General features: G+C 40.3%; 23 protein-coding genes and 1 pseudogene. 7 read left to right on the plus strand and 17 right to left on the minus strand.

The features are described 5' to 3' along the window. Position 1 precedes the first annotated feature (1 nt). The 8 genes from larE to ABFG93_RS05515 all read right to left on the minus strand — a co-directional run bounded on the left by larE (position 2) and on the right by ABFG93_RS05515 (position 5,038). Positions 2-823, minus strand: coding sequence for an ATP-dependent sacrificial sulfur transferase LarE (gene larE, locus ABFG93_RS05480; RefSeq protein ID WP_347551310.1), 822 nt, complete (start codon positions 821-823; stop codon positions 2-4). Positions 824-1,222: 399 nt separating this feature from the next. Next, positions 1,223-1,489, minus strand: a complete 267-nt coding sequence (locus ABFG93_RS05485) for a hypothetical protein (protein WP_347551312.1) — start codon at positions 1,487-1,489, stop codon at positions 1,223-1,225. 163 nt (positions 1,490-1,652) lie between these two features. Further along, complete coding sequence (locus tag ABFG93_RS05490; protein ID WP_347551314.1) at positions 1,653-2,108, minus strand: M48 family metalloprotease; 456 nt, start codon at positions 2,106-2,108, stop codon at positions 1,653-1,655. Positions 2,109-2,856: 748 nt separating this feature from the next. Further along, the gene (locus tag ABFG93_RS05495; protein WP_347551316.1) at positions 2,857-3,057 is read right to left on the minus strand and encodes a helix-turn-helix transcriptional regulator; all 201 of its coding nucleotides are present in this window, start codon (positions 3,055-3,057) and stop codon (positions 2,857-2,859) included. Positions 3,058-3,063: 6 nt separating this feature from the next. Then, the gene (locus tag ABFG93_RS05500; RefSeq protein WP_347551317.1) at positions 3,064-3,591 is read right to left on the minus strand and encodes a DUF6773 family protein; all 528 of its coding nucleotides are present in this window, start codon (positions 3,589-3,591) and stop codon (positions 3,064-3,066) included. Between the two features lie 21 nt (positions 3,592-3,612). Beyond that, positions 3,613-4,329 (minus strand): hypothetical protein, encoded by a 717-nt coding sequence (locus tag ABFG93_RS05505; protein ID WP_347551319.1) that lies wholly within the window; start codon positions 4,327-4,329, stop codon positions 3,613-3,615. After that, positions 4,326-4,889, minus strand: coding sequence for an ABC transporter ATP-binding protein (locus ABFG93_RS05510; protein WP_347551321.1), 564 nt, complete (start codon positions 4,887-4,889; stop codon positions 4,326-4,328). Before ABFG93_RS05510 ends, ABFG93_RS05505 begins: the two co-directional genes overlap by 4 nt. Then, positions 4,835-5,038, minus strand: coding sequence for an ATP-binding cassette domain-containing protein (locus tag ABFG93_RS05515; RefSeq protein ID WP_347551322.1), 204 nt, complete (start codon positions 5,036-5,038; stop codon positions 4,835-4,837). Before ABFG93_RS05515 ends, ABFG93_RS05510 begins: the two co-directional genes overlap by 55 nt. 1,239 nt (positions 5,039-6,277) lie before the next feature. Between ABFG93_RS05515 and ABFG93_RS05520 the strand changes: the two genes are divergently transcribed. The 4 genes from ABFG93_RS05520 to ABFG93_RS05535 all read left to right on the plus strand — a co-directional run bounded on the left by ABFG93_RS05520 (position 6,278) and on the right by ABFG93_RS05535 (position 12,800). Then, complete coding sequence (locus ABFG93_RS05520; RefSeq protein WP_347551324.1) at positions 6,278-8,221, plus strand: putative thiazole-containing bacteriocin maturation protein; 1,944 nt, start codon at positions 6,278-6,280, stop codon at positions 8,219-8,221. 1 nt (position 8,222) lies between these two features. Further along, positions 8,223-10,169 carry a TOMM precursor leader peptide-binding protein gene (locus tag ABFG93_RS05525; RefSeq protein ID WP_347551326.1) on the plus strand — a complete coding sequence of 649 codons (1,947 nt, stop codon included), beginning with the start codon at positions 8,223-8,225 and terminating at the stop codon, positions 10,167-10,169. A 19-nt stretch (positions 10,170-10,188) separates the two neighbouring features. Beyond that, positions 10,189-11,751, plus strand: coding sequence for a SagB family peptide dehydrogenase (locus ABFG93_RS05530; protein ID WP_347551328.1), 1,563 nt, complete (start codon positions 10,189-10,191; stop codon positions 11,749-11,751). A gap of 431 nt (positions 11,752-12,182) precedes the next feature. Next, entirely contained in the window at positions 12,183-12,800 is a 618-nt protein-coding gene (locus tag ABFG93_RS05535) for a sterol desaturase family protein (protein ID WP_347551331.1), read from the plus strand. A gap of 61 nt (positions 12,801-12,861) precedes the next feature. On the opposite strand, the gene ABFG93_RS05540 is transcribed toward ABFG93_RS05535, so the two are convergent. Further along, a complete protein-coding gene (locus ABFG93_RS05540) occupies positions 12,862-13,584 on the minus strand; it encodes a MurR/RpiR family transcriptional regulator (RefSeq protein ID WP_347551333.1) in 723 nt (240 codons plus the stop codon). Between the two features lie 274 nt (positions 13,585-13,858). Between ABFG93_RS05540 and ABFG93_RS05545 the strand changes: the two genes are divergently transcribed. Continuing rightward, positions 13,859-15,295 carry a glycoside hydrolase family 1 protein gene (locus tag ABFG93_RS05545; protein WP_347551335.1) on the plus strand — a complete coding sequence of 479 codons (1,437 nt, stop codon included), beginning with the start codon at positions 13,859-13,861 and terminating at the stop codon, positions 15,293-15,295. Between the two features lie 135 nt (positions 15,296-15,430). Here ABFG93_RS05545 and ABFG93_RS05550 read toward each other — a convergent pair whose 3' ends face one another. Continuing rightward, the gene (locus tag ABFG93_RS05550; protein WP_347552764.1) at positions 15,431-16,036 is read right to left on the minus strand and encodes a flavin reductase family protein; all 606 of its coding nucleotides are present in this window, start codon (positions 16,034-16,036) and stop codon (positions 15,431-15,433) included. 299 nt (positions 16,037-16,335) lie between these two features. Further along, entirely contained in the window at positions 16,336-16,740 is a 405-nt protein-coding gene (locus ABFG93_RS05555) for a nucleoside triphosphate pyrophosphohydrolase (protein WP_347551337.1), read from the minus strand. Positions 16,741-16,788: 48 nt separating this feature from the next. On the opposite strand from ABFG93_RS05555, the gene ABFG93_RS05560 reads away from it, so the two are divergent. Next, complete coding sequence (locus tag ABFG93_RS05560; RefSeq protein WP_347551338.1) at positions 16,789-16,995, plus strand: hypothetical protein; 207 nt, start codon at positions 16,789-16,791, stop codon at positions 16,993-16,995. After that, the gene (locus tag ABFG93_RS05565; RefSeq protein ID WP_347551340.1) at positions 16,986-17,291 is read left to right on the plus strand and encodes a hypothetical protein; all 306 of its coding nucleotides are present in this window, start codon (positions 16,986-16,988) and stop codon (positions 17,289-17,291) included. The genes ABFG93_RS05560 and ABFG93_RS05565 overlap by 10 nt, the downstream gene beginning before the upstream one ends. Here ABFG93_RS05565 and ABFG93_RS05570 read toward each other — a convergent pair. The 6 genes and pseudogenes from ABFG93_RS05570 to ABFG93_RS05595 form a co-directional block, all read right to left on the minus strand. Then, positions 17,288-19,471 (minus strand): PAS domain S-box protein, encoded by a 2,184-nt coding sequence (locus ABFG93_RS05570; protein ID WP_347551342.1) that lies wholly within the window; start codon positions 19,469-19,471, stop codon positions 17,288-17,290. The two genes, ABFG93_RS05565 and ABFG93_RS05570, sit on opposite strands and share 4 nt — an antisense overlap. 369 nt (positions 19,472-19,840) lie before the next feature. Continuing rightward, positions 19,841-20,444: pseudogene (locus ABFG93_RS05575) on the minus strand (DNA alkylation repair protein); the annotation flags it as partial. A gap of 375 nt (positions 20,445-20,819) precedes the next feature. Further along, entirely contained in the window at positions 20,820-20,999 is a 180-nt protein-coding gene (locus ABFG93_RS05580; RefSeq protein ID WP_347551343.1) for a hypothetical protein, read from the minus strand. A gap of 58 nt (positions 21,000-21,057) precedes the next feature. Continuing rightward, on the minus strand, positions 21,058-21,840 hold the full coding sequence (locus ABFG93_RS05585) for a Type 1 glutamine amidotransferase-like domain-containing protein (protein WP_347551345.1): 783 nt from the start codon (positions 21,838-21,840) through the stop codon (positions 21,058-21,060). A 276-nt stretch (positions 21,841-22,116) separates the two neighbouring features. After that, a complete protein-coding gene (locus ABFG93_RS05590) occupies positions 22,117-22,824 on the minus strand; it encodes an SAM-dependent methyltransferase (RefSeq protein ID WP_347551347.1) in 708 nt (235 codons plus the stop codon). A gap of 535 nt (positions 22,825-23,359) precedes the next feature. Further along, the gene (locus tag ABFG93_RS05595) at positions 23,360-23,767 is read right to left on the minus strand and encodes a nuclear transport factor 2 family protein (protein WP_347552765.1); all 408 of its coding nucleotides are present in this window, start codon (positions 23,765-23,767) and stop codon (positions 23,360-23,362) included. Positions 23,768-23,803: the final 36 nt, after the last annotated feature.

Consider the following 23,803-nt stretch of genomic DNA (forward strand, 5'->3'; position numbering starts at 1 on the left):
ATCAGTTATTCGAATCAACGTTTCCTGCTAGTACTTTGTTCATACTGCCGCTCTTATAGCCTTCGAGATCAATCGTGACGTATTGGTACCCAAACGATTGCAGCTTCTTCGAAATACTTCGATGATTGGCCATTACAAGCTGCATGTCCTGTGGCTCGACTTCAATTCGAGCCATATCGCCATGAGTCCGGACACGAACCTGACGAATTCTGAGGCTCTTTAAATAAGCCTCTGACTTATCGACCTTAGTTAACTTCTCCTGCGTAATTTCCTCACCATAAGCAATACGGGAAGACAAACAAGCAAATGAAGGCTTTTCCCATGTAGGAAGGTTTAATTCCTTCGAGAGCGTGCGAATTTCATCTTTGTAAAGCTCCGCTTCTTGAAGTGGGCCACGAACATCATGCTCCTTTGCTGCGCGTACTCCTGGGCGATGCTCACCCATGTCATCAGCAATTAAGCCATACACAACATTTTGGAATCCCTTTTCCTGCATAATCGGAACAACCTCTTCAAACAGACCATTCTTACAGAAGTAACAGCGATTTTCATCATTCTGTGTGTAACCGGGAATCGCAAGCTCAGATGTTTCAATTACCTGATGATGCGCACCTATTAATGAAGCAAGCTGCTTTGCCTCTTCTAATTCACTAGTCGGATAAGTTTCTGAATCAGCCGTCACCGCAAGGACATTTTCTTTCCCCAGAACATCGACCGCAACCTTTAATAAAAATGTACTATCCACTCCACCAGAAAACGCGACGACAATACTACCCATTTCTTGCAATATTTCTTTTAGTTTTTCATATTTTTCATTTATCACCAGTACCTCACCCCTTATGTCATCTTTTGTATAGTGAAAAGTAATCCTATAAATATACTGAAACCGTTTACAATACCGAGCGAAAAAATGTTGCAAAATAAATCTACTGGTCGAATGAGCCTTAAAAAAGATCATTTAGTGATTGTGCATTTTGCAACACTTTCATTATAATACAATTTATGGCTAAAGTAAAAGGTGTTTAAATAAAAAGTGATTTTAGAAAATGGAACGATTTAAAAGGCTCTTCATTGCAAATGATTGCAACAAAGAGCCTCCGCTGTTCGTTCGTTATCTCCGCTTGGCTGGTTACTGTGAACTCAATATAGCCAGTCACTCGTTTACTCTTGATAACTTTATTTAGTTCGTTTGATTAACTAATAAAGGTCCAGACACCATTCATTAAAATAGTAATAGACTTACACCGATCGCAAACAAAACCACTCCTGCTATCGAATAGAACATACCAGAACGGTTTTCCCCTTTTATCCTCTTAGAGATGCCCGCAAGAATATTCACGACACCAAAACCCATCATGCCATATACTAATAAGCTCTCCTGTTCAGGTGTAATGAGATACATAACCGGCAGGAAAAGAATTAAAACAGAAAGGATCACCTGAACGACACTCATCGAAAACAATATTTTAGATTGAGATTCTGTATTCATAACTTTCCTTCTTTCATCTAGGCGTTGAAATTCATTTCTTCTAGCCTAATTATAGCAGGTTACATCTAGAGGAAATCTGACAATGCTGTGACGTTCAAAATAGAGTGGTGAAAAAAAAGAGAAAAAAGAGGGGTCAGACACGTGTCTGACCCCCTCTTTTTTGTCATCTATTTACAACTACCTTCGCCCGCCCCCTATACTGTTTATGAAACAGGAATCTAAATGATGAGGTGATACACTTGTTCTTCAAAAAGAAAACGGTCAAGTGCAGCAACTTTATCATCTCCAAGGTTTCTCTAGCATCAATTGACCCAACAATCGAACTTGCAAATTGATCAGCCTGGAATTCACGCCTTTGCGAGAAAACAAAATGCAGTATAAAAGAAGATACATAAGCGCAAAAGGCAAAAATAACGATTGGTACAATCGGGATAGCCGTGCCAAGAACAGATGTTAGAATCAACAAGGCGATTGGAACGCCAGATAGGACGAAAATAAAGGAAAGTACGTTTTTCATCAGATGATTCCTTTTAATATGGAAATATTCATGAGCGATTAGAAATGTTAAATGCTTCTCACCAAGCGTCTTTACAAGCTTTTCACCGCAAACGATCACCATTGTGTTTTTTCGGTACAGCGCGGCGGCGTTGTTCTTTAAATATTTATTTGAAACAAAGATAGGCGTTTCGCTATTCGGATCAACTCGGTGAAGAATGTCATCAAGGTAACGCTCATCCTTTTCAATTTGTTATAAGACACGATTGGAAAAATAATGCTAAAAATGGTTAGCATCAAACTAGCGTTAAACAAATAATGAACGATATTCTCATTCCAAGAGAAGGATAAAATATTGAGTTTCATTAAGGCAAATAGAATGAAACAAATGCTAGAGATAATTTGTAAGGCTTTCATACTTGTTCTCCTTCAGATAAATATTGGGCTTACAAAAGTTTCGAGGAAAGCCGCGAAACAGATAATTAATACACCCATACATAATAACGTAATATTGAATTTTCTTTGGACGAGAAATAGCCAACCCATCATCTGCTGCCCTTACAGCAAGCAATGCGTTTTCGGGACTATTGTGTAAGTAATGATTGAAGCCGCTACAAGCTTTGAGCAATTGAAGTTGTATCATATGACTACTTCTATCAAAAAAATTCATTCCCATATATTTTATTGTTTCTGTTTTGGTCATTCTATTGTACCGATCATTAGAAATTTCATGGTTAGAAGCCCTTCTTGTCAGTTCACCATGTTTCCTTGTAGGCAACATTTCGATTGCCCAAAATTTTGGTAAGCCGAAGTGAATCATGCTAAAAAAAGCTACCTCACTCTACAACTCATAGAATGATGTAGCTTTCCCTCTATTCCTGATCCATCCAAAACAACTCATCAAGTGACTTATCTAATGCCCAACAAATCGACAAACAAAGCTGTAGCGTAGGATTGTATTTTCCAAGCTCAATGAGTCCAATCGTCTGTCTCGACACGCCAACTTTTTTGGCAAGCTCCTGTTGAGAGAGATCGTGCTCCACTCTCGCCATTTTTAATTTCACATTCTTCACAATCGATCACCGCACATCTTCATCATTCATCTCTTCTAACTCTCGCTCATTTACCTTATCACTTTTATACTTCGCTATCGCATAGGGTAACACCATTATGCCAAATAAGACAGGAATATATATCATTAAGCATCCAAATAAAATCACAAAGAAGAAATAAGTCGTTTCTTGTGGACCCTCTGCATACTTTTGAGAGTTCACGATCGCAAGGGTGAGCGCAAGACCCACTCCTACCAAAAGACTAATCAGGAAATTTCTCATATTGAAGCTGATCTTGCTCGAACGATCATGCATCTCTACCTCATCTGAAAAAATCCCAAGCATCGATGATCGAACAAGATAATACCCAGAACTTACAATTAAAATAATAATCTCTGTCCATAAATGTTGCGCAGGTCCTTCAACCAGAAACTGTTTATATACAACGGAAAGAGCACAAATAATCACAATAAGTACATACAATTCGCGATAAATCATATTTTGAAGATTCGTCACCCGTTCATCCTTATGTTTTTTCTTAAATCCGAATCCCATTGTTACTCCTCCTGCTTTTTTCTAGTAATCTATTTTCGGTAATCGATAATAAGCGAATGCAAATAATAGTAAACTGATCATCGCCGTTACACTCATTTCCAGCCCATCCAGCGCAAGAAATGGCAGTTGATTCGGTAAACTATAAACTGGCGCATAGGCGACAAGATCTTTCACAAAACCAGGGACCGCATCGACCTGAAACACAATCCCAAGTACACCTGGAAGAACAAGAATTGTGACAAGAGAAAGGATCAACAGATTCATCACCTTCTGATAATACATCGAGATCACTTGAAAAAGTAAGGTGAAGAAGACGCCGAATAACACATATTGAAGTAATGCCATACCTACATCCGCTAATGAGAAGGCCTGATCATTCAATTTATGATTTACAAAAAGCAGTGTCGCACAACCTAGTCCGAATAATAATGAAACGCTGGTAATAACAATCACGCGTGACACCAAAAACGTAATCCGATCTCTAGCTGACGTAAAGAGCAGATAGATCGTGCCGTAATGCAAATCAACAATAACCATTTTTGCACAATATACACCAAGAGCAACTGTTGCTATGCCAGCATATAACCCTGACACATTCTCAGGCTGAAACGGACCATTCAGCTGGTAAATCGAATAAACAATTCCTCCTCCAAACAAAAAGGCAAACCCGATCGACAAGAACAACGGCAGGCTAAGGTTACGTTTTAACTCAAGCTTTATGTAATGTCCAAAATTCACTTCGCTTCACTCTCCATATTTTGAAAATAAAAATCCTCAAGCGTGTCCTTTTTCCTTTTTACATCCGTTGGATAAAAATTGTGCTGACTTAAGTGTTTGAGCACCTGTTTCATATCTCCATCATATTGAAATGAAATGACATTTCCACTTCGGGTAACCCCTTCATATCCCTCTAACAAAGGCATGGCTTGATGAATATCTTCTTCAGAAAACACAAGCTCCAGAATTTCGCCACGATTTTGTTCCCTTGCATATTCGTTTATCAACCGACCGCCGTTAATCACATAAACACGATCACTAATATTCTCAACATCTTCTAAAATGTGACTGGAAATCAGAATACCAATGCCTCTTTCTTCCGCTAACTGCTTTAAATAACCAAGGATATTCCGGATCCCATCCGGATCCATCCCGTTCGTCGGTTCATCTAATACTAGATAACCTGGGTTCGAAATAAGCGCGAGCGCAATTCCAAGACGCTGCTTCATACCAAGCGAATACTGCTTCACTTTCTTTGATAAGTACGATTCCATTCCAAGGGAATGAATGATTTCATCCATATGAAGATCTTCATCAAAGTTGTCTTGCCAGCCCCGTTCGGTCCAACTAGCCCAACAACCTCTCCTTTTCGTAATGTGAAGTCAATGCTAGAAAGCGCTCGTTCTTTCTTATTGAACGTTTTTGAAAGATTACGCATCTCAATACTCATCTTCATCCCCCTCTACATTTATAACCCTAAAACTCATCCTTCTTTTTCCATTATATATTATTAACGTCTTTTTGCAATATATATTGTTCATTTAGACGTTTATAATTTACTACAAATTAGTTTGACGATTAGTTTAGCTGTTGAGCCTAATATATAAATCAATTAAAGTTAAACAATATCTTTTCGTGTTTTCACGATTTCTGTATTCAAGTTATGGGCTAATGGAAAATCAGGATGATATGAAGCTTAAGGCATCAAAGGGATTTTCGCTGATTGCATCTCATAACTAAAGGGAGTGCTAATTGATTGAATCATTAGCACTCCCTTTTACTTTTCCTCTAAATCATGCATCATGAGAACCGTCCGAGACTGGTGAAAAAGCCCAACTTTTTTACAACGAAAAATGATAAAAGAAAAACGAGCCTCTAGAATCGCTTCTAAGCCTCGTTTGCTATACGGCGAGACATTTTAGTCTCCCTTAAAAAGCTTATTTTTGGAAAGTGACTACTTTTTCACTGGTCTCGAACCGTCCCCGCGATGCGTTCGTTAACAAATTCACATCCAAATTCTTAAACACCTTCAATCGTCCTCCCCTCTTTTATTCATATTGGCCCCTTCTCTCCCTAGCTCGTACCGCTGTATTCCGCCCTCTACTTAGTAACATTACCCAGTCACTCTACATATTTTGTTGGAGAAAGTGTTTCATTAGGTAATCGCTCAGGAAAACGCATTTTAATCCAGACCATTACTAAGGAACGATGATGGAGGTGACATAAATGAATCAATTTCAAAATGATCTCCAGCACTTAGATGTCGGAGAATTCCATGCTCAGAATTTAGTTCCATGTGAGCAAGCCAATTATACGAATACAGATACAAATACTTCGCGCTTATGTGTAGGAGTCGGGTTTGTTTGCTTTGGCTGTTTCCGTTGCGCAGGTTGTGTAGGCTGCGCGGGCTGCGGTGGTTGTGCTGGGTGCGGCGGTTGTGCTGGCTGTGCTCGATGTGCGGGTTGCGGTGGTTGTGCAAGGTGTGGAGGATGCGGTCGTTGCGGTCGTTGCGGTGGACGCTAAGTCCGTCCGAGTCCTAGCTTAAGACGAAGGATAAATCGATTGATGTTACAAGACCCCTTGAGGAATTCTCCAACAGGGGTTCTTGTTTTGTGTTCAGACATATGAGACGAAGTGACTGACATAGACTCATAGTATGTAGTCAGATCAGTGAGTAAGGAGGTGTGTCATGACGAATGTCGATCCTTCTATGCGTTTAAAGCTGAAGAAGGGTACTTTCTTCATGCCGGAACCGAGCGGGAGTGTTTATTTTAGGAACAATTCAGGTTCATTTCGTATGGAAGGTAGAACGATTCATCAATGGATTGAAAAGCTTATCCCAATGTATAACGGAGAATATTCGCTTGCAAGCCTAACAGATGGATTATCGCAGCCCTATCGTGATCGAGTTTACGAGATTACCGACGTCCTATTTGCGAATGGATTTCTTCGTGACGTTAGTAGAGACCGTCCCCACCACTTGAAACCACAAGTGGTGGAGAAATTCGCTTCACAGATTGAATATATCGAGAGTTTCTGTGATTCCGGTGCCTATCGGTTTCAACAATACCGTCAGAAAAACGTTTTAGCCATTGGAGAAGGACCCATGGTAATCGGATTGGTTTCATCTTTGCTTACCTCCGGCTTGGCCCGTTTCCAAACGTTACTTACAGATGCGAACACCAGTCACCAAAGAATAATAGAATTAGAGACGGCTGCAAGAAAAACAGACCCTGATGTTTCCATTGAAATCGTGTTAAAAAAGGATAAAGACCCAATCTCCTGGGAGGACCAGGTTGAACCCTTCGATGCCATTTTATATGTCACACAGCAAGGAGACATAGAAGAACTACAGCGCATCCTTCATGCTTGTAAAGAAAAGAAAAAACTGTTTCTCCCGACCCTCTGTCCTGGAGAGGTCGGAGTGGCTGGCCCACTTGTAAGCCCTGATTCCAATGGCTGCTGGGAGTCTGCATGGCGGAGCCTGAACCGGAACGCGCTAAATACTCATCAAACGAGCTCATTTTCATCCCCGGCCGGCGCGATGCTAGCAAATGTGATCGTATTTGAATTGTTTAAAAAAATAACAGGCGTGCCCGTGCTTTCGAACAACCAAATGTTTCTACTTAACCTCGAGACACTTGAAGGCAAATGGCATCCCTATAAACCTCATCCGCTTGTATCAGGAAGGATCGACGTCATAAAAGTGGAAAATGGATTAAAAGAGTTGCGGATAAATGAGAATAAACAAGATCAGAACGAACTACTTTACTACTTCAGTGAGTTGACCTCAAGCCAATTAGGCTTTTTCCATCGTTGGGAAGAAGGCGAACTTAGTCAATTACCTTTAGCTCAATGTGAGATTCAAGTGGTTAACGTAAAGCTAAATGGGCCCTCTTCACTACATCCGAGCCTAGTGAGTGCGGCTTTAACCCATGAAGAAGCGAGGCGGGAAGCTGGTTTGACCGGAATTGAGCAGTACGTACTCCCTTTAAAGGAAAATATCATCTCATTACTCCCTTTTCCATTCGAAACGTGTACGTACACGACAACCGACCTCCACATTGGCGCTGGAGAAACGTTCATTGAAGGTGTTAGCCGGGCATTGCAAAAAACGCTAGAAGATGAGTGGAATGAGAAAGCAGAGCAGTGTATTAAAAACATATCGAAGCTTGCATTCCATAAGGTTGAAGACAATCTCTGCCGCTACTATTTGAAGGTTTTAACCACCATGAAGAAAGTACCAGAGCTTGGCTTAGGAAAAGATGCCTACGGTCTTCCTGTAGTGTGGAGGAAAGCTGAGGATAACCTCTGGTATGGAAGTGTCGGATTTAATCTCACACTGGCTTTGCGCGGCGCGCTACTTCATGCCGTCATACAGGCACAAAACAAAACAACTTCAGCGGGGCATAAGCATCCCTCCTTTGCAGCGATTCAGTTTGAAGAAAAAGCGATCCAATCTCTTGTCATTCCTGCCTATGAATCGAACGACCAGGCCGACGTCCTCCGTTCAGTTGTGAACCTTCTCGAACAACAAAACAAAGAGCTTTCCTTTGTAAAAGTATGTGTCGAAACCTTTGAAAAAGATGGATATCTAGACATCTATGGTGTGTTGTTAGGAAGGGGGAGATGACGTGAGCGCTAGCATTACACTAGTAGGAAACGGCGTATTACAAGAACGCATAGCGGAAGAACTGGCTCCCCACCATCACCTCACTCTCCTTTCAGATTTAGATGGGCCGATACCTAAGCGGACGACATTGTTACTCGTCATCCATGATTTTTGGAATCCATCGATCCACAAAAAAGCGGAAGAAGTGGCACGGGAGCTCGGTATAAATTGGCTACGGGGCTTCTTATCATTTGGTGAAGGTGTGGTTGGTCCATTGGTTCGCCCCGGTAAGGAAGGCTGTTCACAATGTGCCGATACAAGAAAGATGATGGCAGTGAACGACCGTGAGGATATGTGGAATATCCAACAGGTTTTGAGCAAGGCCGATGACGGTATTCATGATGAATGGGTCTCTCAAACTGGACTTCTCCAAATGGCTCAACTGATCAAAAATGAAGTGCAGAATATGTTGCACCTCCAGTCACCTCAATTAGAAAGCTCGATTCACCTTATCAATTTGGGGTCCCTTGAGAGCTCTCACCATCGTATATTGCCAGACGCCTATTGTTCCGTTTGCAGTCATCTTCCAGAAGACTCGCGAACGGATGCGGTGATTACGCTTAAACCAAGTGTGAAAATCAGTGAAGATAGCTATCGATGTCGATCGATGAACGACTTGAGCACGGTACTCTCAAGAGATTATCTCGATCCACGCACAGGTCTTTTAAATCGTTTGATGATCGATTTTGAAACAACGTATGCCGATGCGATCGTCAATCTTCCTCTATTCAACGGAAATGAAGGCTCGGCCGGGCGGACAAATTCGTATGCCATGAGTGAAATGACAGCCATATTGGAAGGATTGGAACGCTCTTGTGGCATTGATCCTAAAGGGAAAAGAACCGTTGTTCACGATTGCTATCGCAACCTTGAACGCGCCTTGAATCCACTTTCGGTCGGCGTTCATGCACAAGAACAGTATGCGAAGAAGGACTATCCGTTTACTCCGTTTCATCCTGATCGAAAAATGAATTGGGTTTGGGGGTATTCACTCATTGAAAAAGCACCTATCCTGGTTCCGGAACGGCTCGCATATTACAGTATGGGGTGCGGGGACGGGTTTATTTTTGAAACGTCCAATGGCTGCGCGATCGGAGGAAGTCTTGAGGAAGCCATTTTCTACGGAATTATGGAAGTGCTTGAACGCGATTCTTTTCTGATGACCTGGTATGCACAGCTCCCGCTTCCTCGGATTGATCCTTACTCGTCAAATGACGAAGAGCTCCTTTTGATGATCGATCGTATGCAGGAGATAACGGGCTATGACCTTTATTTATACAATGCGACAATGGAACACGGCATTCCCTGCATCTTGACGATAACGAAAAACCGAAACCCTGAATCTGATCGCTTAAATCTCATGTGTGCGGCTGGCGCACATCTGGACCCTGTTAGAGCTGTGAAAAGCGCGGTCTTTGAAAGTGTTGGAATGATCACGCCGTTGAATAAAGAGTTTAAAAAGAAGAAAGCCGAATATGTAAAAATGTTCAATGATTCCTCTCTCGTCCAGAAAATGGATGATCACGGAATGGTATATGGGCTTCCTGAAGCGGAAGAACGCCTTCAATTTATACTAAACCAACATCGCCCTTTGCAGACATTTGCGGAAGCTTTTCACATGTCAAAACGTCATTCTAATCTAACGGATGATTTGAATACGATGTTACAAATCTTTCGCAGCTTAAAATTAGATGTGATCGTTGTCGATCAAACAACACCCGAAATTAAACGAAATGGACTCCATTGCGCAAAGGTGATAATTCCAGGCATGCTGCCGATGACATTTGGCCATCACCTTAGACGTGTCACCGGCTTGAGCAGGGTATTGAAAGTTCCGAAAGAACTCGGTTATGTTAATCGAGAATTAACGGTAGAGAAGCTCAACCCTTATCCGCATCCATTTCCTTAACGTGGCAAGGAGGTTAGTGATGGATCTCGACCTATTCTTACACCATCTGCATTTTCAAAGTGACCTTGTGACGCCACGGAACTGGGAAGTGAATTGGGACGATGCTCCCCTTCCATTCAAGCTTTATCGCCATTTGCCGGAGTTCCCCCTTGCGTACGATATTCCACTTGCGATTCAAGAGCAGTCCTTTCACCCAAAACCTGATCTGAATACAATGGGGTATTTTCTCTGGTATGGTTATGGCCTGTCTCAGTTTAGTCAGACTGCTTTCCCTTCTGTCATGGACGGAGAATCAGTTGAGACGATTCAGTCATTCCGCCGCTTCCCTCCTTCAGGTGGTGGCTTATATCCAAGTGAACTGTATCTTTATCTTAAGCTAGAAGAAATGCCGAACGGGATTTACCATTATGATGTGGCTCACCATCGTCTTCTCTTGCTACGTACGGGAAATTTTGATTCCTACTTAAACAGGTCACTAGGATATCGCTCTGACCTTTCGAGGTGTTTTGGGGCAGTGATCATCACGACAATGTTTTGGAAGAACTTTTATAAATACAACAACTTTTCCTATCGTCTTCAAGGGTTGGATGCGGGTGCGCTCATTGGTCAGCTATTGGAGGTTAGTAAAGGTTTCCGCTTTTCACCGAATGTTCATTTTCAATTTCTTGATCGAGCAATCAATCACTTACTTGGGCTAGACGATCTGGAGGAAAGCACCTACGCGGTAATCCCGCTTTCAGAGCATAAAGCCCTGCACAAGGAAGCGCTTAGAGTAAGCTCCGCAATAGAATTGTGTAAAGAACTTCCCAAAATCAGCACAACGTATTACCAACGTTCGCAAAACGTGCTACCATTTCCAGAAATCGCACAGCTTCATCACGACTCCATGCTTGAATCTACCGGGCTATTCAGGCGCTTTAAAACAAGAGAAGAGAAAATAGAAAACAAGCCTAAGATCGCTTTACCTGAAGCAAAGGAGCTAACCAATGATTTAGCATATGTTTGCCAGAATCGGTATTCTCCAGAAATGGATTTCATCGCACAAAGAATCGATCAGATTCAGCTCGCTTCCCTTTTGAAGGGAAGCATCGATTCCTACGCCTACCATAACGATTTGGATAAAGAAGAGAACCAAATTCCCCGGGTCTCGATTTATGGATGCTTTTATCAGGTTGCAGGAATTCCTGACGGAGCTTACCGGTATGACGCCGCCACTCATTCCATCATAACAATCAAAGAGGGTGACTTTCGTTTTGATCTCCAGGTAGGAATGTCTCTTCACAACGTCAATCTGCATCAGGTCCCGATCTGCCTCCATATCGTCGGAGATCGCGCACACCACAAAGCTGAACTTGGATACAGAGGATATCGCATTCAACACATGGAAGCAGGGATGCTCCTTCAGCGATTATTGTTAACGACTAGCGCACTTGGAATGAACGGTCATCCCCTACTCGGGTTCGATGTGAATGTATGTGATCATATTTACGAACTGGAAACTTCCCAAAAAACCACGCTCATTCAAATCCCAATCGGCTTCCATCGCCCCAAAAGCTGGTTAGTTGGAGAGATTCATAGCTGAGGAGGTCAGGCTCGCACCTGACCCCCTTCTAACACCAAGACATTTACTATGCTCGAAAGAAGGACAGCGCTATAAAAAGCGTGTTTTTTTACTTGGACTTTCCGTTATTACACAAGTCATTTTCTTTCCCGCCCTGCTGATCATTCGGTACAATGAGCTATGTAAGAAATCGGTAGAAATAGAAGCTTCCGAACCATTTAATATGGGGTCGGTTCTTCACATGACCCCTCTCCCCTAATCAAAGATTCTATGACAAAATGCCAAAGAAATATTTTCTCGATCCGTCTCACAGAAAAGCATCCTGGCACTATTATGAACAATTTCTCGAATCGGCTCTCAAAGGGACATCGATCAAGCTGAACGCCTGACCAAAACCGCGATGAAGACAAGTGTCGAGCTCTGGAAAAAGAAGATGACTGGAGGAGTTTGAAATGAAAACGAAAGGGTTGTATCGCGATTTTTTCTTTCATTTTGATATTTTAGTGATGCTCTTTGTTTTTCTTACGGTCGTTAGTTTCTTACTTACCATGGACCTTTCTCCAACTGTCCTGTTGTCCTTCGTCATCGGAGTTGTCACTTATATGTTCAGTGAATATCTGACGCACCGCTTCTTATTTCACATCAAAACTCCGAAAAGCCCTTTTCTTTTGAAGTTAATTAAACGCTTACACTACGACCATCATAAAATGCCGAATGACTTGAAATTATTATTCCTCCCAATCTGGTATAGCTTTCCGAGTCTGTTAATCTTGTGTCTTCTCTCCTATGTTATTACAGGGTCTCTCGTCTTCACCCTATCTTTCAGCACAGGACTTCTAGCGATGTTCTTCGTGTACGAATGGAAGCATTACGTTGCCCATCGACCGCTAAAGCCGAAAACCAGATTTGGTAAATGGCTTAATAAGACCCATACCCTCCACCATTACAAGAACGAGAATTACTGGTACGGCGTTTCTACTCCATTTGTTGACGTATTATGTGGGACTTTTAAAAATGAGAAGGATGTGGAAATGAGTCAAACAGCGAAGGATTTGGAAGAGCGACTATAACTGCAGTGGAAAGTATACGCTATCCTCTGGGGTCAGACACGTGTCTGACCCCCTTCCACTCTTAATTCAGCTTATAAATCTCACGAGCAATCGATTCTAAAATATAAACAACAGGCACTTGCGACGTGATATTCGCTTCTTCATGAAATTCTTCAGTTACATAGTAGGGAATGTTTAGATCGGAAATTTTCGCAACGGTTGAGTATTTGGTGTTGGTAATACTAATAATATGACTTCCCTCTTGTTTAAGCTGATTCAAATGCGTGACGGTAAAATGGTTTTCCCCTGATACGGATAAAGCGATCGTTACGCTATTGTTCCGAAGCTTAGCGTGAATCGGAAAATGGGGATCTTTAATATACATCGAAAATTTGCCTAAGCTTGAAAAATACCTCGCACCATATTCCGCAAGAATACCTGAGCTCCCGATCCCGATAAAAATAACGTTATCCGTCTCCGCAACAATTCTTGCAGCTTTCTTCATTTTTTCTTCGAGATCACCTTTTACAGTTCGTTCAAAAAACTCCGCCACCGCATGCTCGGAAGGTTTGATGATCGTTCTTTTATTCTCCTTCAAATGCATCTTCAGCTTTACTTTAAACTCAGAGAAACCCTCACAATGGACCTTTTTACAAAAACGTAAAATCGTCGCTGTGGAGACATGCGTTTCATCTGCTAATTCACGAATTCGCATATAAGCGACTTTCTCACTGTTTTGAGAAATGTAGTTATATAAAGACGTTTCTAACTCATTGAAAGAAGCAATAATATCGTTTGAAAACATATCGAATTCTCCTTCTATAAGAAAACTAAAATAGCTTACCGCTGTACAAAAACTCTATCACCTATTATAACACCGTCTCTCCACAAGAACCACAGCGTGACATTTATATAACAAGTTCCTTTCTTCGTTATTAAAAACGAGATCCTCTTTCCTTATTTACTATTGTGCCTCACGTCGCTATGATTTCTTTGTAGACTGATTTCTTTAGTAATAGAGACACAAACTAACCAAATACAAATGAACTGATGATGTAAAAATACAGGAGGGTAATCAAATGAAGAAATATCACTTCCCTGAAGGGTTCTTATGGGGTGGCGCTACGGCAGCGAATCAAATAGAAGGTGGCTTTCATGAAGGGAATAAAGGCCTCAATATTGCCGATGTTCTTCCAGGTGGAAAAGAAAGACTTACCATCCTACAATCCCCAGGCTTTGATTTCCAAATCGATCGGGAGAAATATGATTATCCAAACCATGAAGCGATTGATTTCTATCATCGCTACAAGGAGGATATTGCCCTATTTGCAGAAATGGGTTTCAAAGTCTTCCGCATGTCGATTGCGTGGACACGAATTTTTCCAAATGGCGATGAGCTAGAACCAAATGAAGAAGGATTAGCGTTCTATGACCGTGTATTTGATGAACTGCACAAACACGGCATCGAACCTGTCGTCACCATTTCTCACTATGAAATGCCGCTCAATCTTGTGAAGGAATACGGCGGCTGGAGAAACCGCGAAGTGATCACGTTCTTTGAACGATATGTAACGGCGATCTTCAATCGATACAAAAACAAAGTGAAGTACTGGATGACCTTCAATGAAATCAATAGTGGTTTTATTATGCCGATCCAGGGTCTTGGTTTCGCAATCCAACAAGAAGAAGACAAATACAAACCAACCTTCCAAGCCTTCCATCACCAATTCGTCGCGAGCAGCATCGCAGTCAAAGCCTGTCATGACATCATTCCTGGCGCTCAAATTGGCTGTATGATCTTATATGCACCCGTGTACTCATATGATTCCAATCCGAAAAACGTGATGTACGCTCTTCAAGAAGAGCGCATGTTTAATTACTTCTGCGCCGATGTTCAAGTAAGAGGCGAATACCCTGCATTTATCCAGCGCTATTTCAAGGAGCACAATATCGAATTAAACATTCAGGACGGTGATCTTGAAAGTATAAAAGAAGGCACTGTGGATTATATCGGCTTAAGCTACTACATGACTCGAACTGAGAAAAAGGAGAAATCCGATTTAGAAGCTTCTGAAGGAAACCTGATCGGAGGCATTAAAAACCCTTTCTTACAGGCAAGTGACTGGGGCTGGGAAATCGACCCTGAAGGATTGCGCATTGGCTTAAACCAGCTCTACGACCGCTACCAGATCCCTCTCTTCGTTGTGGAAAATGGATTAGGCGCCTATGATAAAGTAGAAAAAGACGGATCGATCCATGATGACTATCGCATCGATTACCTTCGCAATCACATCAAGGCCATCGGTGAAGCGAACGAAGACGGTGCTGAGGTGATCGGCTACACAAGCTGGGGCTGCATTGACCTTGTGAGTGCTTCATCAGGCGAGTTCTCGAAACGGTATGGGTTTATTTACGTGGATAAGCACGACGATGGAAGTGGGACGTTGGAACGGAAAAGGAAGGAATCTTTTTTCTGGTATAAGGGTGTGATTGAGACGAATGGGGAAAACCTATAACTATGTTGGCATCCAAACTCTAGATTGCGGTAACCACTTTATGCGTTTAACTAATCAAGAAAAGTAGCTTGGAGGCGCACGCCATTCCAAGCTACTTTTCTAAATTTTTCGCATATGAATAGTTCTGTTTTCATCTCACCTTGGTAACGTAAAGAATTCCTTACTTTCACTATAGTTTCCAGCCAGCCTTCCAAGGGGGGAAAGCTTTTCGAGATCCACCTTATAGTCGCCTAAATAGGTATCATCATTAATATGATAATGAGTCATTTCCCCTAGGACAAGGGCATTGGAACCAAGAGGGATAATTTGATGTAGCTTACATTCCATATGAATCGAAGCTTCTTTCACCCGTTTCGGTTTCACGGTCATACTATTAACTGGAGTTAACCCAGCTTGTTCAAATTCATCCACTTCAGAAGGTACATTTTCCGCACTTTTTTGCATTTCGTTTCCAAGAGAGCTCGACACCACATTGATCACAAATTCTTTTTGCGATCGAATATTAACCAGTGTTTCCTTTTCTGTACCTTGTCGCTCTCCCGTTCCTGGTCCTATGGAGATGGCAAGAATGGTGGGTTTTGTTGATGCGACGGTGAAGAAACTAAATGGAGCTAAGTTAAGGACTCCGTCTTCCGACAATGTTGACACCCATGCGATCGGTCTTGGAACGACGGAACCGGTTAGTAGCATGTAGACATCTTTTGCGTTTAGTTCGGAAGGGTTTAATTCCAATGTCCTCACTCCTCTATGTACTTTTATTTCTTTCATTCTTACCTGATAAAATTTCATCTTAAATTGCCTCAATAGGCCTAATACAAACCCCATTTAGTGATCATTTCTGGATTCGTCGGCCCGAGATCGTAAAGCATTTAAATGTTCTATCTGATGCGAGTCTTGCCAGTGATCGTAAATCAGGCCGTAAAAAGATATACTCTATTCAATCGGGGCAACTCAAAACAGATCGTTCTACCTAAAAAGTATATTATAGTTCAACCTAATGTTTTCTTTGAAATTATCTCTATGCTAGGGCAAGAAGTTTCTTAATCCTCCACATCGATCAAATAAACCCGATCATCAAAACCACCTCGGATCTCTCTTTTCTCCTTACGCTCTTCCTCCAATTCCTCAACAGAAGAGTGATGAACCTCAACTAGTGAATAGATCAACTCAAGCATATCCGCCAGTTCTTCAACTGCATGACTATCATCCCTAGCTTCAAGATACTCTTGAAGTTCTTCTTTTAATTTTAGCTGCAGCTCTTCTTTATACTCAGCTTTATCGAGAATTCTTATATTGAACTTGTTTCCGTTACCACGAATGATTTCTGGGATGTGATCCCTGCCTAGACGGTTAATATAATTCGCCGCGTTACGAGTGAACAAACGATTTTGATTGATATCGGAAAAGTATTGTATATTCTGTGATTTAGGATAAGATGCCGGCATGCAAGCACTCCATTCTTCTAAATCCATCAGGATTTTTCTTTTCATAATATGAGAATGTTCTTAAAGCGTGATAAATGCCTATTTAATGTTTTTCTGACTGGACAGCCTTCCGGTGGGGAACTAGGAAAGCCTATTGGGCAGGATTCTTCTCTGTTTGGAACAGACCTTGTTAAAATATTTGAACCCGTCACACTGTTTAGCGCGCGACTTGATCGAACAGATCAGCTTGAAATGATGCTTCCGCCATGCACTTGAACGAGCCAAAACAGGTCGCAAGGGCCCATTCCATCATTCCATCCGTGCTACTAGATGAATGTGCTTCGTTCACCATCCCACTCTCTTCTTCCCGATCATTGGTCGTTTCATGCGAGTTAGAGCATGTCTTCGAAAGGTTGCAAGAAGCAAAATCCCCTTTGTTGCTTCTTGGGAAAGGTGTGCACCTTTCGAAAGCCTATGAGCATGTTCAGTGGCTTGCCGAACACTGGCAGATTCCAGTTGTGACAACACCTGGGGGAACGGAAGCTTTCCAACGGTTCATCCTCTCTCATTAGGTGAATTTGGACTTGGGGGCCAAGAAAGGCAGGACGATCGTCACAGTCGTGCCCATTTCCCTTTCACTATTAAACTCAATAAGGCCACCGTGTTCATGAATGATTTTGTAACAAACAACTAAACCAAGCCCCGTACCGGCCTCTTTATTTGAGAAAAATGGTTCTCCCAAGTGCTTTAGACGTTCTTTTGATATGCCTACTCCCTGATCAGATATGATAATCGAAACAAAGGTATCAGTCATGGTTGTTGTAATGGATAAGAGGCCCCCATTCGGCATGGATTCGATTCCGTTTTTAATGATGTTCATTAACACCTGCTTGATCTGGTTTCTTTCACAATACACCCCTTTAGGTAAATGGTTGAAAACTGTCTGAATATCGACGTTATTCATTCGTGCTTGGGTTTCCATAATTGCGAGCGTATTACGAATCAGTTCATTTAGATCCGTTTGCTGATATGTGACAGCTTGGGGCTTAGCGAGTGATAAAAACTCCGTTATGATGTCTTCAATCCTTACCATTTCAGACAACATTAGCTCCTGGATCTCAGGGTTAATCTTGTCTTTATACAGTTGAATAAAGCCTTTTACTGCGGTTAGCGGATTTCGTACTTCATGTGCGACTGCTGCTGATAGTTGCCCAATGGCAGATAGTTTTTCAGAACGCATTAAAAGCTCTTCTGTTCGCTTTCGGTCACTGATATCTCGTGTAATGGCCGAGATCGCGGCTAAGTTTCCGTGTTCATCTTGAATCGGAGAATACGTTACACTTACCTCTATTAAGCTTCCATCCTTGTGTTTGCGAATTGATTGGAAATCTATGATTCCCTTTCCTTCTATCACGGTTTCGAAAATCTCTTTGGCCTCATCTACATTATCCGCCGGATATAAATTTGCCATGGATTTTGGCACGTCGCTGTCGGTATATCCATAGAGACGTTTAAAAGCTGGATTTGTTTTAATGATTTCACCATTTAAATTAATGACTGATATCCCATCAGCGCTATTTAAAAATATGGATTCCAACAACTCAGTTGTCTCTTTAAGGTCTTCCTCCACTTTTTTACGGGAGGAAATATCTCGGCCGATGGCGATTAAATATTTTGGTTCTCCACTTAAAGAAAATCCAGGCGCTTTGACGATTTCAAATGTGAGTTCTTCTCCATTTTCTTTTTTGAGTTTGTACTCATACTGAATTTTTGATTTTTTATCCCAGGCAACGTAGTCAGTTACTGTATTATCACTTAAAAGTCGATTTGAATCGATATCACCGCATCCGATTTCGTCACACGTTTTCCCTTTATAGTCTTCTTTTTCTAAGTTAAAAATTTCCTTACTATACTGATTCATTTCTAATACACGGCCGTTATAATCCTTGAAAATCACAAACTCAGGAATTGAATCAATGAGAGACCTAAGCTGCTCTTCTTGTTCAATCGCTTCTTTTTGGGCACACTTATAGGCACTAACATCTTTGAAAATGTTGTAAACCCCAATGATTGAACTGTTTACCTTAATTGGTATGGTTTTTACCTGGAGATAAATAAGCTCCCCATTTTTATGATTGATGTATGTTTCATAGACGTGAGCTTTCCCGATCAGGGCTTTTTTTAGGTAGTGCTTTATTTTGATTAGTTCTTCAAATGGAAAATGTCTTTCATAGGTAAGCGCGATTTCCTTTTCCGAATAGCCAATCATATTTTGAAGGGCCTGATTGATTCCAGTAATACGCCCTGTTTGATCAACCGTTACAATTCCATCAGAGTTTTCTTTAATTAGAGAATCATGCTTTTGTTGTAGTTCTTGAAGTTGGCTTCGAACAGAGACGTGGTGGGTAGCCTCCTCATCCGGTGTTTGCGTCTTATGAATAATAAAGAGGATTTGGTTTTTGCCAAGGCGTGTGAGGCGAACGTTTTGCTTACATGGAGAATGGTTAGGGCATAAAGTTACTTCTACGGTTTCTCCATCCCTGGAGTGTTGAATATTCGCTAAATAATCACTTAATTGTTTTTTACTCAAGGAATGCCATAGGCTGCAAATATTACAGGACGAATCCGTACTATATTGATTAATCAATTTTTTCCCTTCCGCATTATGATAGATGATTGTGCCTTGTGGTGTAACGATAAGTATTGGCAAAGGGATGTGATCATAATAGGTATGGTGCGTTTCTATGTTCATTTTCGTTCCTCCACTATTGTTTGCTTGTTCTATTATTATCACATATACCCTCTTTTTTGACTTAGAACCTTTACGTCAATATTTATCAGTAAAGGTGTTAGGGATCCTGTTTAATAAATTGATCTCAACAAGCTGTTTGTTAGCTGGATAAGGTGAGATTCTTCAATTGAATATATGGTTTTATCGGATATGAGTAGTCGATCAATATACTCATATCATTACTTCCAAATGTACTTTTCCGATTTACTTATATTTTTACTGACATTAAAAAGCAAAAAGGACTCGTCAATCGACGAGTCCTTTTTAATTTCAGGGGCTTGATCATCTGAATATTCCATTAAAGCTCTCCGATATTTGAAGGGCTTTAGTTTAACATCTAACATATTTGCGTTTGAAACCAAGCTTTCCTTTATCTACTTCCTTTTGAATACTCTCAGAAGCGAGCAGGAAACGACTTTTTTTCTTGCCTTTGACTTCTACTGATCCTACTGCATTTGCTGTCTCGACCGCTTTATTATGGAGTGGCAAATAGGAGATTCCTACTGTGTAGATAAAATTATTCATAGCAGCTTTTGTTCGATCAGGAGAATCGTGAATCGTCTTTTCCACCTGATCAAGCATACTATCCATCTTGCTTGCGTTAAATTCACCATCCGGACGATTACCCAAAAGCCAGCAGTAGCAACCCAGCCCGCTGACATTCTCAGTTCTTCATCGCTTGTAATCCATTTATCGGCAACGTCTTATGCTATATCTGTTTCAGCTAAAGTTACTGCAACAACATATAAAAATACGCTCCATCCATCCACCACTCAAAATCCGCCTCGGTCATTGCTTTTGGGTCTGCAATTATGCCGGCAAAGTACATTGCGTCGTAGTTCCCTGTAGCATAAAGCTCCTCAGCCAAAGGTTGATTTTTTTTGATTTTCTTAGCGATTGGCTTCATATGGCCTGTCGCCACGCCAAAAAGCGGACTTCTATTAGTCGGAACAAGCGACAGATGGATAAAATGAATGCTTAGTTATTTTCGACTCTGTTTTTGTCATCTTTTATCACTTTCACTATTCCATTGATATTACGTATTACTTTAAAAAGCCCCACAACAGAAGATATAATGAACAAACTCGTTGAAATTGAATCCATAAATATATCGCATTGGCTAATAACGAAACAATAAAGAAGTATCCACGCTATTAAGTCTACTATTTTGTTTGTAAGCTCTGATTTGAAAATATCACAACGTCCTTTCAATAAATTGTGCAACTATTGCTCCCATTTCTGGAGGATTGTATAAATTCAAATAAAACTTTAAAATTACTATCTACGATAAGTAGAGTTAGACATATTGTTATCTTCTTCTATAATGATTAATTAAATAGCCTACTATTACAACTAAAAGAACTATAAGTCCCACAAAGAATAATGGTAAAGCTTCAGGAGCCTTTTCTGTTAAAATATATAAAATCCAAGCTGATGCTAAGTAAAGAACGAAAAAAATACTAATAACTCTTATTAATCTAATTACCATTTGTTCCTCCTTAGATCGTAATTATGTAAAATCCTCTCGAAAATCAATTCTCGCTCCTCTATTGTGAAAGGGCGCTTCCTAGAAGAAGCATTAGATGATCAAAGAAGCAATTAAAAATCCGATGAGAATTACGATGCATAACTTTTTCCGTAATTATCGTTGTATTGTATGACGAATGCCCATAATATTTCGCATATATCTTAAAGAATTTTTTTCTGACCGTGTTTGAACTCATATGCTTGTCCGCTAAGGATTTCCCTACAAGTATCAGTAAAACGAATAGCCCCCCTTCTGTGAGTGCTATAAATGGAGGTCTCCCATCTTCAGAAAACTCATAGATCAATTCATCATGCTGGGCATTATAATGACACCATAATCGGTAATTGTGTATAAGATTTAGAGGCTCACTTTCAGCCAAGATATTTTCTCTAGAATAAGTGTGAGATATGTTACTTCCAAATATTATTGCACCTGCACTTTGTCCGAAAATAGTACCGCCACTCTCATAAAACTGAATTAATATTTTATCAAAGTTGCTTTTCTTCAATGCTTTTAACAAAGTTAATGTACATCCTCCGCTAAAATAAACAGCTGAAAAATGTTTTAATTCACTTAACGTCTTGTTTTTAAGTTCCGTCCACATCGTAATTGTACCAATACCTAAAGGATTAAAAATGCTTTGTACATATTTCAGACTAGTATCGTATGATCTAAAACCAGGATCACCTGCTAAAGGAATATAAAGGAGTGGCTTATCCTTATCAATAGACTTTACAAAATAATCATGTACTCTGAAGTTCTGTTCAACGTTACCTCCGCCTGATAGTATTAAATTCCCCATATCAATCCTCCACTGTATTTACCAATTGAGCGTTCTCAAAATCATTGATTTTTTCCGTAATTCTGTTCTGAATCTGAGACAAATTGAGGGTGAGTACACTTGCGAATTTTCCTGTTATGCCTCCTTATCTTGAAGACTTGAAATCAAGATAATTTGATAAGCATACATCATTTTTTTATATAGTCCTTATTAACATCAAACTCCTATTTGCAAGTATTATGGAATAAGAATTGGACGACAATTAAGAAGGACAACGTTATACGCTGCCCTCTTTGACTAATGATTCTTATTGATTTTCAGCATTGAATTTGCTCCTAATTGGAACTCATATGGAACCTTTATCTCTTTAACTGAGCATCCGTTTTCTTTCAGGTACTTCATTACTTTATCTAAATGCTCATATCTATTACCTTCCAGGTCAATTAAAGGAAAAATTCTTACCTCTTCTTTGGTAATTCTAAGTAATTCACTAAGCGTATCAATATGAAATTGAAAATCTAAACGGTCAGCATAAGTAAATAAGAAATGAGCAGATAAAAGAATGTCAAACTCCTTGTCTTTAAATGGGAGAGAAGGTAGACTAACCGGCATGTACCGTTCCCTATTCTCTTTCAGGTGTAGTGTACAATCATGTAGAGCTTGTTCCCTGTGTTCTTTTAAATTATTAATATTTATAAAATAATCCCAAATATAGTTGCTTTTAGCCTTTTCCATATGCCTCATAGTATGTTTAATATCCTCTTGTCCTTTGTCTATAAGGTTCTCTACAGAATGATCGTAGGCAATATCACAAGCTGTAATATTCAATCCTTTTGAATGACCGATTGCCGTAAAAGAACAAGCTCCGGCGGGACAATCCAAAATTTTCTTTCCTTCCAATTTTTCCTCTGAAAGTGAAAACATCTCCATGTACTCTTCAAATGTTCTACCGACAAAAATAATCTTGTCCAAATCTAATTTAGTCCTCGACTCAACTCTGCTCATCTACACTCACCTCTTTTTAAGATGTTTTCTTATATAATTTTCAAGTTTCTTATTAAATAAACCAATGTCACAAGCATTTACCCAATTATTTTCTTGTTGGAATTGTTCCACATAAAACTGGGTGGAAGGGTTTTTAATCATTCATAATATGCAGCTCATTAATTGCCGTATATGTTCTTATCTGTTTATCACTACCAGTTTTCATTGCTTCAAATAAATCAATGAATACCACCTTCCTCCTTACGATGATTTAATCTTAGAATCCTCTTATTCTGTTTATTAGTACAAACCTCTAATACCAATTATTTCAAATTAGTATGAATAACTCAATCTTTTGTTTCAAATAAAAGGAGCATATCTTATTATAGATAAGCTCACTTATGTGGAAGGCTCGATATCAAGATAAGCCTATTTATATGGAGTACCTTGTATGCTTTGGCCTCTTTCTGTTTGAGTAAAAATGTATAGGAAACTCCATGGATGAACTGAAGCTAATCTAAAAATGGAATCGACTTCCCCAAAATACTAGAACAGATTAAAAAACTCCATTTTCATTAGGAGAATTTTTTGGTATCGGTTGACCTAAATCCCACAATTCAACAATTTGATTATCTTGAAAACGGAAGATATGGACAACGGCCACTCCTCGGTCTTCCGGATTTTGTTTTATATGTGAGTGAACTGCAATTAAATCTCTCTCTTCAATAGCAAGCTTAACCTTAAATGTTTTGTCAGGGTTATTTGATGCATCCTCTTCCATTGCTAACATAAGTGAATCTGAATCCCCACGAAAAAAAGGGTTGTGGTGGAAGAAACGAGGACCTATATAATTTCGATAGGCTTCCCTTACTTTCCCTGAAGCAACAAGTTGTAGAAAAGACACTGCTATTTCTTTGTTGGAGAGCGGAGCCTCATTTTGCTGGCTTGGATCTAGACAATTTATTATCTAAAAGAAATATCAGATATCTAGATTTACTAT

The organism is Pseudalkalibacillus hwajinpoensis, assembly GCF_039851965.1.
Classification (GTDB): Bacteria; Bacillota; Bacilli; order Bacillales; family Guptibacillaceae; genus Guptibacillus; species Guptibacillus hwajinpoensis_E.

Bases quoted from the DNA above. Each gene is read 5' to 3' on its own strand.
- ABFG93_RS05570 (WP_347551342.1), bottom strand. From the start codon at position 19,471: ATGAACATAGAAACGCACCATACCTATTATGATCACATCCCTTTGCCA.
- ABFG93_RS05490 (WP_347551314.1), bottom strand. From the start codon at position 2,108: ATGGTGATCGTTTGCGGTGAAAAGCTTGTAAAGACGCTTGGTGAGAAG.
- ABFG93_RS05540 (WP_347551333.1), bottom strand. From the start codon at position 13,584: ATGTTTTCAAACGATATTATTGCTTCTTTCAATGAGTTAGAAACGTCT.
- ABFG93_RS05510 (WP_347551321.1), bottom strand. From the start codon at position 4,889: ATGGATGAAATCATTCATTCCCTTGGAATGGAATCGTACTTATCAAAG.
- ABFG93_RS05500 (WP_347551317.1), bottom strand. From the start codon at position 3,591: ATGGGATTCGGATTTAAGAAAAAACATAAGGATGAACGGGTGACGAAT.
- ABFG93_RS05560 (WP_347551338.1), top strand. From the start codon at position 16,789: ATGAGAATGTTCTTAAAGCGTGATAAATGCCTATTTAATGTTTTTCTG.
- ABFG93_RS05515 (WP_347551322.1), bottom strand. From the start codon at position 5,038: ATGAGTATTGAGATGCGTAATCTTTCAAAAACGTTCAATAAGAAAGAA.
- ABFG93_RS05565 (WP_347551340.1), top strand. From the start codon at position 16,986: ATGCACTTGAACGAGCCAAAACAGGTCGCAAGGGCCCATTCCATCATT.
- ABFG93_RS05545 (WP_347551335.1), top strand. From the start codon at position 13,859: ATGAAGAAATATCACTTCCCTGAAGGGTTCTTATGGGGTGGCGCTACG.
- ABFG93_RS05590 (WP_347551347.1), bottom strand. From the start codon at position 22,824: ATGAGCAGAGTTGAGTCGAGGACTAAATTAGATTTGGACAAGATTATT.
- ABFG93_RS05535 (WP_347551331.1), top strand. From the start codon at position 12,183: ATGAAAACGAAAGGGTTGTATCGCGATTTTTTCTTTCATTTTGATATT.
- ABFG93_RS05580 (WP_347551343.1), bottom strand. From the start codon at position 20,999: ATGGTAATTAGATTAATAAGAGTTATTAGTATTTTTTTCGTTCTTTAC.
- ABFG93_RS05530 (WP_347551328.1), top strand. From the start codon at position 10,189: ATGGATCTCGACCTATTCTTACACCATCTGCATTTTCAAAGTGACCTT.
- ABFG93_RS05520 (WP_347551324.1), top strand. From the start codon at position 6,278: ATGACGAATGTCGATCCTTCTATGCGTTTAAAGCTGAAGAAGGGTACT.
- ABFG93_RS05485 (WP_347551312.1), bottom strand. From the start codon at position 1,489: ATGAATACAGAATCTCAATCTAAAATATTGTTTTCGATGAGTGTCGTT.
- ABFG93_RS05585 (WP_347551345.1), bottom strand. From the start codon at position 21,840: ATGGGGAATTTAATACTATCAGGCGGAGGTAACGTTGAACAGAACTTC.
- ABFG93_RS05555 (WP_347551337.1), bottom strand. From the start codon at position 16,740: ATGCCGGCATCTTATCCTAAATCACAGAATATACAATACTTTTCCGAT.